The following is a 12,200-nucleotide window of genomic DNA, read 5'->3' as shown; positions in this document are numbered from 1 at the left end:
GTGTTCTGAATACTGCTAATTTGATCGTCCGCGCGTGGTCAGAAACAGAAACCTGCTTCGGCATTCAACCCTAGGGGCCATTCCGACAGATTATCCGTCACGAGGCAGGCTCTTACGGCGTCGGGGAGGCTGTAACAGAGGTTCCTCCAGCACAAAAAAGCCCCCGTGAGTGTATCACGGGGGCTTTGCGGTTTCTTATCGGTTGGCCTGGTGCGCGACTACTCAGCGGTCAGCAGCGGTGGTTTGTCCCCTGAGAGGCGCGGCTTGTCCGGCCCGTCGATCTTGAGATCGATCTCGCCGCCCTTTACACCCACGCGAACCACGCCGCCCTTGGCCAGTTTGCCAAAAAGCAGATCCTCGGCCAGGGGCTTTTTGATGTGCTCTTGGATCACCCGACCAAGCGGGCGGGCACCCATTTTGCTGTCATAGCCACGATCCGCCAACCACTCTGCCGCCGGCTTGGTCAACTCGATCGTGACGTTGCGATCCATCAGTTGGGCTTCAAGCTGAAGCACAAACTTCTCGACCACCCGCAGAATGACCTCTTTCGGCAGGGGTGCGAAGCTGATCACGGCGTCAAGACGGTTGCGGAACTCCGGCGTGAAGGTCCGCTCGATCGCTGCAGTGTCCTCGCCCTCCCGACGGTCACGACCAAAACCGATCGCCTCTTTGGCCTGCTCTGCTGCACCGGCGTTGGAAGTCATGATCAGAACAACATTGCGGAAGTCCACTGTCCGGCCGTTGTGGTCGGTCAGCTTGCCATGGTCCATCACCTGCAGCAGGATGTTGTAAACATCCGGATGCGCTTTTTCCATTTCGTCGAGCAGAAGAACACAGTGTGGATGCTGGTCCACACCATCCGTCAGCATGCCGCCCTGATCAAATCCCACATATCCGGGAGGCGCACCGATCAGTCGGCTGACCGCGTGTTTCTCCATGTATTCAGACATGTCAAACCGCAGCAGTTCCACACCCAGCGTGTCCGCCAGTTGTTTTGCCACTTCGGTTTTGCCGACGCCTGTCGGCCCGGCGAAGAGATAGTTACCGATCGGTTTTTCAGGCTCGCGCAGGCCTGCACGTGCCAGTTTGATCGCCGACGACAAAGCTTCAATCGCCTTGTCCTGACCGAAGACCACGCGCTTGAGAGAACCCTCAAGGTCTTTGAGAACTTCGGCATCGTCTTTCGAGACATTCTTCGGCGGGATGCGGGCGATCTTGGCAACTACATTTTCGATCTCCCGGGTGCCGATGGTTTTGCGCCGTTTGGCCGCCACCACCAGATGCTGAGCTGCACCTGCTTCATCGATAACGTCAATCGCACTGTCGGGCAGTTTGCGGTCGTTGATATAGCGTGATGCCAGCTCCACCGAGGTTCTGATCGCATCGGCGGTGTATTTAACCGAGTGGTGATCTTCAAAATAGGGCTTGAGGCCACGCAGGATTTTCACCGCGTCTTCGACGGACGGCTCGTTGATATCAATCTTCTGGAACCGGCGGCTCAGCGCGCGGTCCTTCTCAAAATGCTGGCGGAACTCTTTGTAGGTGGTTGATCCCATGGTACGCAGCTTGCCACCGGCCAGGGCCGGTTTCAGCAGGTTGGAGGCATCCATCGCGCCACCAGACGTCGCACCCGCACCGATTACAGTGTGGATTTCGTCGATGAAGAGCACAGCATCCTTATGGTCTTCCAGTTCGGAGACCACCGCCTTGAGACGCTCCTCAAAATCACCGCGATAGCGTGTTCCCGCGAGCAGGGCGCCCATATCCAGCGAGTAGATCGTCGTCTCAGACAACACCTCAGGGGTCTCACCAGCGACGATCTTCCGGGCCAGACCTTCGGCGATCGCCGTTTTGCCGACACCGGGGTCACCAACCAGCAGCGGGTTGTTTTTGCGGCGGCGGCAAAGCACCTGAATGCAGCGCTCTACTTCGCTGTCGCGTCCGATAAGCGGGTCAATGTCGCCCTCGCGCGATTTTGCATTGAGATCCACGCAGTATTTCTCCAGCGCGCTCTCTTTCTTCTCGCCTTCCGTGACGCCCTGGGCCTCTTCTTCCTGCTCAGGCGCACCAGAAACCGGGCGTTGTTCGCCAAAAGCAGGGTCTTTGGCCACGCCGTGCGCGATGAAATTCACTGCGTCATAGCGGGTCATATCCTGATCCTGCAGGAAGTAGGCGGCGTTGCTCTCGCGCTCGGCAAAGATCGCAACGAGCACATTGGCACCGGTCACTTCCGTGCGGCCCGAAGACTGCACGTGGATCGCGGCACGCTGAATAACCCGCTGAAAAGCAGCAGTCGGCACGGCCTCTGATCCGTCGACATCGGTGACGAGATTGCTCAGATCCTCATCGACAAATTCGACCAGCGTGGCGCGCAGATCATCGACATCGACGCTGCAGGCTTTCATGACGCGGGTGGCATCCGGTTCGTCGATCAGAGCGAGCAGAAGATGCTCCAGCGTGGCAAATTCATGCCGGCGCGCATTGGCCAGGGCCAGCGCAGAATGGATTGCCTGTTCCAGGGTTGTTGAAAATGAAGGCACGGTACGTGCTCCTTCTGATCGGGGTTGTCGGGAGATCCGAACGATACCGGTCCCTCGTCCAACCATAGCCTCATAGTATTAGAGTTTGGTTGATCATCGCCCGGCTTCAAGTTTTTTCTTCATTTTTCATGTCACAATTTGTGTGAAGCGGACATGAATGACGCAATATGGGCGTCAGAAGACATCTTTGCGGGCTCGTATCTCGGCGAAGACATCCACGTCGTCAGCATCGGTCATCCCAAGTGCCGCGCGGATATCGGGGTCAGCGGCACGCAGAAACGGATTTGTCTCCAGTTCGAGCGCCAGGGTTGATGGGACGGTCGGGACACCTTTGGCACGCGCCTCAGTAATCCGCTCCGAGCGCGATATAAGGTCTTTATTATCGGGATCAATGGTTAAGGCGAACTTAGCATTGGCTGCGGTGTATTCATGGCCTGAACAGACCAGTGTGTCAGCCGGCAGCGTCATCAGCCGCGACAGCGACGCCCACATCTGCGCCGCACTGCCTTCAAAAAGCCGCCCGCAACCCAGTGCCATCAGGCTGTCAGCGGTGAACACGGCCGTCGCGTCCGGCACGTGATAAGCAATATGGCCGACTGTGTGCCCGGATACATCAAGGACGTGGACAGTGTGCCCCGCAAACTCAAAACTGTCGCCATCCGACACTGCAACATCCAGATCGGGCAGCCGGCGTTTGTCAGCGGCAGCCCCGGTGACCTTAACGTCATGAGCGACCAGGATGTCCGGCAGGCCCTGGACGTGATCGCTGTGATGATGCGTGATCCAGACATCGCTGAGCGACCAGCCCCGCCGCTCAAGCTCTGCCAGAACCGGTGCCGCTTCGGGGACATCAATCAGCGCAGTCGCCCCGCTCTCCGGGTCATGCAGCAGAAAGGCATAATTGTCCGAAAGGCACGGGATGGTGACGAGTTCGGGGGCCATGGCCATTCTCCTGCAGGTTTGCGACACTATATCTGAATGTGACCCAACACAGGGCCGGCTGCAATGCACCTGGACGTACAGGACCTTCGAAATTTCTATTACCGGTCGGCTCTGGGTCGGGCGGCTCAGGTCAGTCTGCGTGGCCGGATGATGGAACTCTGGCCCGAAGCCAAGGGTCAGACTGTCGTGGGCTATGGTTTTGCCGCTCCGCTGCTGCGACCGTATCTCAAGGACGCGCGCCGTGTCATTGCGCTGATGCCCGGCCCTCAGGGGGTGATGCCCTGGCCTGCGGACAAAGATAACGTCTCTGTGCTGACGGAAGAAACGCTATGGCCGCTGGAAACCGGCCATGTGGATAAACTGGTCCTGCTGCACGGGCTGGAGACCTCAGAACGGGCCTCAGACCTGCTTGAGGAATGCTGGCGGGTGCTGGGCCCGGGGGGCAGGGCGCTCTTTATCGTGCCGAACCGGGCAGGTCTCTGGGCGCGGCGCGACCGCACGCCTTTCGGCTTCGGCCGGCCTTACTCACCCGGCCAGCTTGAGACACAACTGCGCAAACACCAGTTTCTGCCCGAGCGGCATCTGGGCGCGCTTTATCACGTGCCGTCGGCCAAAAGGCTCTGGATGAAAGCGGGGCCGGCGTTTGAAAATATCGGGCGTCGGGTGCCGGCGATGATGGCAGGGGGCGCTTTCATGGTGGAGGCGACCAAACTGGTCTATCCGCCGAAAGGCCAGATCGAGCCTGTGCGGCGCCCGTCAGCCGTCAGTGTTCTCAAACCGGCGGCAAAAGCTGTATAAGGCCCGTGCTGCCCGAAGGACATGCAAAACCCGGATAATGCCCGATTTTGCGCCGTCAGAATCGCAAACGGGCTGATTATTTGAACGATTTTGTAAGTTTTCTGCGCAGCCAAACAGTCGCACCCGGGCCAAGACCCTGTAAACACAGGAAAACCCGTCGCAGAGCGCTTGACGATCTCATGTTGCGGGGTGCGGAACGGTCTGTTACATCACCGCTGATTTCGACGTCTTGACTAGTTTCAAGCCGCGCCAACATGCCTGGTGACGCGAGTGTTTCGCATATCCGGGGCCAGAACATCGGAAGGGTGGACGTGTCAGAACCAGCTTCGATTTCCACAAGCATCGCTGCGCGTTATGCGACTGCAGTTTATGATATCGCGAAAGACGGCGACAACGTTAAAGCACTCGAAGCAGACCTCGACGCGCTGCAGGCGGCAATGAACGACAGCGAGGATTTCCGGACCCTGATCCACTCGCCCATTTATACCCGCGAAGAACAGGCCGGCGCGATCTCGGCGATCGCAGCGAAAATGAACCTCACGGACACGGTGGCGAACACGCTCGCACTGATGGCGCAGAAACGCCGCCTCTTCGTGGTGCCACAGCTTCTCTCTACACTGCGCGACATTATCGCCACAGAAAAAGGCGAAGTGACCGCAGAGGTCGTTTCCGCCAGGGCGCTGACCAAAGCGCAGTCCGAGAAACTCGCCAGGACGCTCAAAGCCTCCACAGGCAAAGACGTGACACTGAACGCGACCGTTGATGAAAGCCTCATCGGCGGTCTCGTCGTTAAAGTTGGTTCGCGTATGATCGATACCTCGATCCGCGCGAAACTGAATTCCCTCCAGAATGCAATGAAAGAGGTCGGATAAATGGGTATCCAAGCAGCAGAAATTTCTGCGATCCTGAAGGACCAGATCAAGAATTTCGGCCAGGAAGCCGAAGTGGCCGAAGTAGGCCGGGTGCTCTCCGTCGGTGACGGTATCGCGCGCGTCTACGGTCTGGACAACGTGCAGGCCGGTGAAATGGTCGAATTCCCCGGTGGTATCCAGGGTATGGCGCTGAACCTCGAAGCCGACAACGTCGGTGTCGTGATCTTCGGCTCCGACCGCGACATCAAAGAAGGCGACACCGTCAAGCGCACCAACTCTATCGTGTCAGTGCCTGCGGGTGATGAACTGCTGGGTCGCGTTGTGGACGGTCTTGGTAACCCCATCGATGGCAAGGGGCCGATCAACGCCTCCAAATCGCTTGTCGCAGACGTCAAAGCGCCGGGCATCATCCCGCGCAAGTCCGTGCACGAGCCGATGGCCACCGGCCTCAAAGCCGTGGACAGCATGATCCCGATTGGCCGCGGCCAGCGTGAGCTGATCATCGGTGACCGCCAGACCGGCAAAACCGCCGTGGCACTTGACGCAATCCTGAACCAGAAATCCTATAACGACGCCGCCGGCGACGACGAGAGCAAGAAGCTCTATTGCGTCTATGTGGCGATCGGTCAGAAGCGTTCGACTGTTGCCCAGCTGGTGAAAAAGCTTGAAGAGACCGGCGCGATTGAATACTCCATCGTTGTGGCCGCGACAGCGTCCGAGCCTGCGCCGATGCAGTTTCTCGCACCTTACTCCGCCACGGCCATGGCCGAGCACTTCCGCGACAACGGCCGCCACGCGCTGATCGTCTATGATGACCTCAGCAAACAGGCTGTGTCCTACCGCCAGATGTCGCTGCTGCTGCGTCGCCCGCCCGGCCGCGAAGCTTATCCCGGCGACGTTTTCTATCTCCACTCCCGTCTGCTTGAGCGGTCCGCGAAACTGGGCGATGATGCGGGCAACGGCTCGCTGACGGCTCTGCCGATCATCGAAACACAGGGTGGCGACGTGTCGGCCTTTATTCCGACCAACGTGATTTCGATCACCGACGGCCAGATCTTCCTTGAGACGGAACTTTTCTACCAGGGTGTCCGCCCTGCGGTGAACACAGGTCTGTCGGTGTCGCGTGTGGGCTCCTCGGCCCAGACATCCGCCATGTCCTCGGTTGCCGGCCCGGTGAAACTGTCGCTCGCACAGTACCGCGAAATGGCAGCATTTGCCCAGTTCGGCTCGGATCTTGATGCCTCCACCCAGCAGCTGCTGGCCCGGGGTGCGCGTCTGACCGAGCTGATGAAGCAGCCGCAGTATTCGCCGCTGACCAACGCCGAAATCGTCTGTGTGATTTTTGCCGGTACCAACGGCTTCCTCGACAAGGTCGCAGTCAAAGACGTCGGTCGCTTTGAAGCTGGTCTGCTGAACCACATGCGTTCCAAGCACAAAGACGTGCTGGACTGGATCACTGATGAGGACCCGAAAATCAAAGGCGATGCAGCAGATAAACTCAAAGCTGCGATCAGCGAATTCGCCTCTGACTTCGCTTAAGAGGTAGGCCCATGCCCAGTCTTAAGGACCTGAAAAACAGGATCGAGTCGGTCAAATCGACCCGCAAGATCACCAAGGCCATGCAGATGGTTGCCGCGGCGAAACTGCGCCGCGCGCAGGAAGCAGCCGAGATGTCGCGCCCTTACACGGAGCGCTTCAACGCGGTGATGTCCAATCTGGCGGCATCGGTGGGCGGGTCGGATTCCGCCCCCCGCCTGCTCAGTGGTACCGGCAGCGACAAGGTACAGCTGCTGATCGTCATGACCTCCGAGCGCGGCCTTTGCGGTGGCTTCAACGCCAACATCGCCAAAAAGGCCAAGACGCACGCGAAAAAGCTGCTTGCGGAAGGCAAAGAGGTCAAAATCCTGACCGTTGGCAAAAAAGGCCGTGACCAGCTGAAGCGAGAGTACAGCAAACACTTTGTCGGTCACGTGGATCTGACCGAAGTCAAGCGTGTCGGCTATGCTGATGCTCAGGGCATCGCCAAAGATATCCTTGCACGCTTTGATGCGGGTGAATTTGACGTGGCTACGATCTTTTACGCAAAGTTCGAGAACGTCGTCAGCCAGATCCCGACTGCTCAGCAGATTATCCCGGCGGATTTCGAAGAGCCGGAGGCTGATGAAGCCTCAACGCTCTTTGATTACGAGCCCGATGAGGAAGCGATCCTCGCGGATCTGCTGCCACGCGGCGTGGCAACTCAGATCTTTTCGGCACTGCTGGAAAACGGCGCCTCAGAACAGGGGGCGCGGATGTCTGCGATGGACAACGCCACGCGCAACGCGGGTGAGATGATCGAAGACCTCACGATCGAATACAACCGCTCGCGTCAGGCCGTCATCACCAACGAGCTGATCGAAATTATTTCCGGCGCGGAAGCGCTGTAGAACATACCGGAGAAACGACATGGCAAATGCGTTAGGCAAAATTACACAGGTCATCGGCGCGGTCGTCGACGTTCAGTTCGAGGATCACCTGCCCGAGATTCTGAACGCGCTGGAAACCGAAAACCACGGCAACCGGCTGGTGCTCGAAGTGGCCCAGCACCTTGGCGAGAACACCGTCAGGACCATCGCGATGGACTCAACCGAAGGCCTCGTGCGCGGTCAGAAAGTGACCGACACCGACGGACCGATCTCGATCCCGGTGGGCAACGCAACCCTCGGCCGGATCATGAACGTCGTGGGCGAGCCCGTTGACGAAAAAGGCCCCGTGAACGCGGATGAGAAACGCTCCATCCACCAGCCGGCGCCTGAGTTCGCTGAGCAGTCCACGACCTCCGAAGTGCTGGAAACCGGCATCAAAGTGATCGACCTGCTGGCCCCCTACGCCAAGGGCGGTAAAATTGGTCTCTTCGGCGGTGCGGGTGTGGGTAAAACCGTTCTCATCATGGAACTGATCAACAACATCGCCAAGGTGCACTCGGGCTATTCCGTGTTCGCCGGTGTGGGTGAGCGGACCCGAGAGGGCAACGACCTCTACCACGAGATGATCGAATCTAACGTGATTGATCCTGAAAACCTCGAGAACTCCCAGGTGGCGCTGGTCTATGGCCAGATGAACGAGCCTCCCGGAGCCCGTATGCGCGTGGCACTGACCGGTCTTACGCTGGCTGAGCAGTTCCGTGACCAATCGGGCACAGACGTTCTCTTCTTCGTCGACAACATTTTCCGCTTTACACAGGCCGGTTCCGAAGTGTCCGCCCTTCTGGGCCGTATTCCTTCCGCTGTGGGCTATCAGCCGACGCTGGCCACTGACATGGGCCAGATGCAGGAGCGTATCACTTCGACCAAAGCGGGCTCCATTACGTCCGTGCAGGCCGTCTACGTGCCTGCGGATGACCTCACCGACCCTGCGCCTGCGACATCCTTTGCGCACCTCGATGCTACGACGGTTCTTTCCCGTGCGATTTCCGAGCTGGGCATCTACCCGGCCGTTGACCCGCTCGATTCCACATCGCGCCTGATGGACCCTGCGGTTGTAGGCGAAGAGCATTATCAGGTCGCCCGTGACGTTCAGGGGATCCTGCAGCGCTATAAGTCACTCCAGGATATCATCGCGATTCTCGGCATGGACGAGCTCAGCGAAGAGGACAAACTCACCGTTGCCCGCGCGCGTAAAATCCAGCGTTTCCTCAGCCAGCCATTCGACGTGGCCAAGGTCTTCACCGGTGCTGACGGTAAACAGGTGCCGCTCACAGAGACCATCGAAAGCTTCAAAGCGGTTGTGGCCGGCGATTATGACCACCTGCCGGAAGGCGCCTTTTATATGGTCGGCGGCATCGACGAAGTGAAAGCCAAAGCCGAAAAAATGGCGGCAGACGCCGCTTAAGGAGCTCTGAGACATGGCAGATACAGTCCAGTTCGACCTGGTATCCCCGGAACGGCTGCTTGCCTCTGCGCGGGTCACCTCCGTGCAGATTCCGGGCGCCGACGGCGATATGACGGCGATGGCGGGTCACGCGCCCACCATCACCACGCTGCGCCCCGGCGTCCTGAGCGTGGAAGGACCCGACGGCGCATCCGAGTATGTCGTTACAGGGGGCTTTGCCGAGATCAGTGCCGACAGCATTTCGGTGCTCGCAGAGCGCGCGATTGCCAAAGGTGACATGACCAGAGAACACCACGAGGCTATGGTGAAAGAGGCTGAAGAGGCCCTCAACCGCGCCAAAGAGACCTTTGAAAACGAGCCAGGGCCGGTGGATGACGCGGCCAAGCTGCTCGCGGACATGGTTGCCGTGGGTGATCACATTAGCGTCTGACGGCGCCTTTGGATGAAATCAAAAGCCCCGCCTGAGTGCGGGGCTTTTTTGTATGGCCGGGTAAGGCCCGGCAAGGCCGCGGGCCATCAGAGTGGCTCCGCTATGAGTTTAATGCGCCCGGTTTTTCCAGCCTTTTCGCGGTGGTGGGTGGCTCGGTAGCGGAACCTTTGCCTGCAGGCGCGGGCGCCACGATTGACGTGGCCTCCGGTATTTCTCAGCGCTGATCTCTGTTCACTGACCTGGACAGTGATGTGAAATGCGGGTCGGTGGGATTAAAGGAAATAAACTCAGTCTTTTACCGGCGATGAAGTGGGTTTTCAGCCCCGTCGCCGGTCACTGTTGCGCCCCCGCTGCAAGAAAGGCTGCTCAGGGCTGGCTCTCGCGCGCCTTCTTGCGCAGCCATGACATAAACACCCGCTGACCCGGATGCATCCGCCCCGGAACCGTCACCAGATGATACCCAAGACCGCGCTCGCGCAGGGCGGCGAGCGGTTTAAGCTGTCCTGAGCGGATCTCCCGCTCCACCAGCGAGCCTGGTTGAAAGGTCACGCCCAGACCCGCAACAGCCGCCGACAGCGTCAGATCATTGGTTGTGAGTGTAGTGACTTTGACCGTGTCGAGATCAATGCCTTCCTGCTCGATGATCCGGCGCCTTTCCATGACGTTGCTATCAAGCAGCCAGGGCAGATCGGTAAGGTCAGACACTTTTGTGACCACACGGTCTCCAATCAGGTCCGGATGCGCCAGCGCCAGATACTGCGCCTCTGTCAGCAATTCAGCATCAAGCCGTGGCCAGTCGCCCTCACCATATCGCACCGCCAGATCAAACCCGTCACGCCGCAGATCAACCAGTTCAACACCCGGATTTATGTTCAGCCGCACCTCAGGATGTTTTGCCCAGAAATCACCGATCCGCGGCATCAGCCAGCTGGCGGCAAAGGTCGGCGTCACGGTGATGTTGAGCGGCCGGTTAGCGCCCTGCGTGCGCAGGTCATCGACGGCATCTGCAATGCTCTGAAAGCCCTCGCTCAGGCGCCCGGCGAGCACCAGACCCGCCGCTGTCGGCGCAACGCCGCGTCCCTGCCGGACCAGCAGACTTTCGGAAAAATCTTCTTCCAGTGCGCGGACATGCTGGGCAATAGCCGCGTGGGTCACGTTAAGCTCGCGAGCCGCAGCACTCAGACTCTGGTGCCGTGCGGCAGCCTCAAATGCACGCAGCGCCGCAAGCGAAGGAATTCCCGACCAGTTCATATGTTAGCCTGACTTATATATTATCAATCATACTGTTTTGCCTGAAGGCATATATGTAGCTTATCAGGGGTTATACCGCGAAAATCAGGAGAGCAACATGTTCGGAATTCTTTCATCTACACTCAGAACCGCAACCCGCGAGGATGTCTGGGGCTACCGGCACCACACGCCTGAAGATACGGGTCTTCTGGCCGAAGCCGACCGGCGCAGCGCCAGGAGCGGATTTCGCTGGCGCGCCCCTGCAACGTGGGTCCGCCGCTGAGCCGCCCACACACACGACAGGGGGGGGCAGGCACACCCCTGTCGTGTCACGGCTTGAGCCCACCGCACAATGCTCCTATCAACACCCGGATACGTGTCGGAGCATCTCAGTCAGGAGCGCAGGAAATGCACAAAACCGTCGTTAACAGCTGGAACGAATGGGATCCGCTGCGCCACGTGATTGTTGGGCGGGCAGATGATTGTCACATCCCGCCCGCGGAACCTGCGCTTGAGGCCAAGGTGCCCGAAGACAGCGACATGCGCGGTCAGTGGGGCAGGCGTCCGCAGGAAACCATCGACCGGGCGAATGAGCTGCTCGATACTTTCGCTGGGCAGCTTCGGGCACGTGGCATCCGTGTCGACCGGCCCGTGCCGATCAATCATGCGCTGCCTGCGAGCACACCCGATTTCCATACGGACAGTCAGTTTGGCTGCATGCCCCCGCGCGACGTTCTGCTGACCGTGGGCTCGGAGATGCTGGAGGCGACGATGTCTTATCGCTGCCGTTGGTTTGAGTATCTGAATTACCGGCCACTGATGCAGAAATATTTCGAGGAAGATCCGAAGTTCCGCCACGAAAGCGCGCCGAAACCGCGGCTGACGGATGCGGATTACCATCCCGATTACCTCAGCGACAAAATCGGTGTGGAAAAGCGGCTGCAATGGGCGGCGGAGAAGTTTTTCGTCACGACCGAAGAGGAGCCGCTTTTCGACGCGGCGGATGTGCTTCGGTTCGGGCGCGATCTCGTGGTGCAACACGGGTTCACCACCAATCTGAAGGGTATTGAGTGGCTGCGGCGGCATTTTCCGGAACACCGTGTTCATGCGGTGAACTTTCCGGGCGATCCCTATCCGATCCATATTGATGCGACCTTCACGCCCCTGCGCCCGGGCCTGATCCTCAACAATCCGCAGCGGCGTCTGCCAAAAGAGCAGCGCGACATGTTTGAGAAAAACGGCTGGGACATTGTGGATGCTGCACAGCCCGCGCATAACCAGCCGCCGCCGCTCTGCTATTCGTCCGTCTGGCTCAGCATGAACGTGCTTGTGCTTGACCATGGGACAGTCTGTGTTGAGAAATCCGAGGTGTATCAGGCCGAACAGATGGACAGGCTGGGTCTGGAAGTTGTCGAAGTGGAACTGCGCGACGCCTATGCCTTTGGTGGCGGGCTGCACTGCTGCACGGCGGATGTGTACCGTGAGGGCACCTGCGAAGACTATTTTCCGCATCTGTGA

At 59.1% G+C, this 12,200-nt stretch carries 11 protein-coding genes; 8 read left to right on the top strand and 3 right to left on the bottom strand.

Translation table 11 applies throughout. The features are described from left to right. Positions 1 to 218: 218 nt before the first annotated feature. Positions 219 to 2,540, bottom strand: coding sequence for an ATP-dependent Clp protease ATP-binding subunit ClpA (clpA, locus tag G3256_RS14355; RefSeq protein WP_169641481.1), 2,322 nt, complete (start codon positions 2,538 to 2,540; stop codon positions 219 to 221). Between the two features lie 174 nt (positions 2,541 to 2,714). Continuing rightward, positions 2,715 to 3,482 carry a hydroxyacylglutathione hydrolase gene (gene gloB, locus G3256_RS14350; protein ID WP_206040742.1) on the bottom strand — a complete coding sequence of 256 codons (768 nt, stop codon included), beginning with the start codon at positions 3,480 to 3,482 and terminating at the stop codon, positions 2,715 to 2,717. Between the two features lie 63 nt (positions 3,483 to 3,545). On the opposite strand from gloB, the gene G3256_RS14345 reads away from it, so the two are divergent. The 6 genes from G3256_RS14345 to G3256_RS14320 all read left to right on the top strand — a co-directional run bounded on the left by G3256_RS14345 (position 3,546) and on the right by G3256_RS14320 (position 9,452). Then, entirely contained in the window at positions 3,546 to 4,280 is a 735-nt protein-coding gene (locus tag G3256_RS14345) for a methyltransferase domain-containing protein (RefSeq protein WP_169641479.1), read from the top strand. A gap of 311 nt (positions 4,281 to 4,591) precedes the next feature. Continuing rightward, positions 4,592 to 5,152 (top strand): F0F1 ATP synthase subunit delta, encoded by a 561-nt coding sequence (locus G3256_RS14340; protein ID WP_169642451.1) that lies wholly within the window; start codon positions 4,592 to 4,594, stop codon positions 5,150 to 5,152. Continuing rightward, entirely contained in the window at positions 5,153 to 6,691 is a 1,539-nt protein-coding gene (atpA, locus tag G3256_RS14335; protein WP_169641478.1) for a F0F1 ATP synthase subunit alpha, read from the top strand. Between the two features lie 11 nt (positions 6,692 to 6,702). Next, positions 6,703 to 7,578, top strand: coding sequence for a F0F1 ATP synthase subunit gamma (locus G3256_RS14330; RefSeq protein WP_169641477.1), 876 nt, complete (start codon positions 6,703 to 6,705; stop codon positions 7,576 to 7,578). A 19-nt stretch (positions 7,579 to 7,597) separates the two neighbouring features. Then, positions 7,598 to 9,022: a F0F1 ATP synthase subunit beta gene (gene atpD / locus G3256_RS14325; protein WP_169641476.1), complete on the top strand. Its 1,425-nt coding sequence runs from the start codon at positions 7,598 to 7,600 to the stop codon at positions 9,020 to 9,022. A 13-nt stretch (positions 9,023 to 9,035) separates the two neighbouring features. Further along, positions 9,036 to 9,452, top strand: a complete 417-nt coding sequence (locus tag G3256_RS14320; protein WP_169641475.1) for a F0F1 ATP synthase subunit epsilon — start codon at positions 9,036 to 9,038, stop codon at positions 9,450 to 9,452. Positions 9,453 to 9,818: 366 nt separating this feature from the next. Here the strand turns inward: G3256_RS14320 and G3256_RS14315 are convergent, their stop codons facing one another. Continuing rightward, complete coding sequence (locus G3256_RS14315; RefSeq protein WP_169641474.1) at positions 9,819 to 10,703, bottom strand: LysR family transcriptional regulator; 885 nt, start codon at positions 10,701 to 10,703, stop codon at positions 9,819 to 9,821. A 97-nt stretch (positions 10,704 to 10,800) separates the two neighbouring features. On the opposite strand from G3256_RS14315, the gene G3256_RS14310 reads away from it, so the two are divergent. Both G3256_RS14310 and G3256_RS14305 read left to right on the top strand, forming a co-directional pair. Then, positions 10,801 to 10,965: a hypothetical protein gene (locus tag G3256_RS14310; protein ID WP_169641473.1), complete on the top strand. Its 165-nt coding sequence runs from the start codon at positions 10,801 to 10,803 to the stop codon at positions 10,963 to 10,965. Between the two features lie 125 nt (positions 10,966 to 11,090). Next, a complete protein-coding gene (locus G3256_RS14305) occupies positions 11,091 to 12,200 on the top strand; it encodes a serine/threonine protein kinase (RefSeq protein WP_169641472.1) in 1,110 nt (369 codons plus the stop codon).

Origin of the sequence: Roseobacter ponti, assembly GCF_012932215.1 — a bacterium.
Lineage (GTDB): Bacteria > Pseudomonadota > Alphaproteobacteria > Rhodobacterales > Rhodobacteraceae > Roseobacter > Roseobacter ponti.
This window is presented reverse-complemented; position numbering and strand designations above follow the sequence as displayed.

Bases quoted from the DNA above. Each gene is read 5' to 3' on its own strand.
- G3256_RS14345 (WP_169641479.1), top strand. From the start codon at position 3,546: ATGCACCTGGACGTACAGGACCTTCGAAATTTCTATTACCGGTCGGCT.
- atpA (WP_169641478.1), top strand. From the start codon at position 5,153: ATGGGTATCCAAGCAGCAGAAATTTCTGCGATCCTGAAGGACCAGATC.
- G3256_RS14305 (WP_169641472.1), top strand. From the start codon at position 11,091: ATGCACAAAACCGTCGTTAACAGCTGGAACGAATGGGATCCGCTGCGC.
- G3256_RS14320 (WP_169641475.1), top strand. From the start codon at position 9,036: ATGGCAGATACAGTCCAGTTCGACCTGGTATCCCCGGAACGGCTGCTT.
- G3256_RS14330 (WP_169641477.1), top strand. From the start codon at position 6,703: ATGCCCAGTCTTAAGGACCTGAAAAACAGGATCGAGTCGGTCAAATCG.
- gloB (WP_206040742.1), bottom strand. From the start codon at position 3,482: ATGGCCCCCGAACTCGTCACCATCCCGTGCCTTTCGGACAATTATGCC.
- G3256_RS14315 (WP_169641474.1), bottom strand. From the start codon at position 10,703: ATGAACTGGTCGGGAATTCCTTCGCTTGCGGCGCTGCGTGCATTTGAG.
- atpD (WP_169641476.1), top strand. From the start codon at position 7,598: ATGGCAAATGCGTTAGGCAAAATTACACAGGTCATCGGCGCGGTCGTC.
- G3256_RS14310 (WP_169641473.1), top strand. From the start codon at position 10,801: ATGTTCGGAATTCTTTCATCTACACTCAGAACCGCAACCCGCGAGGAT.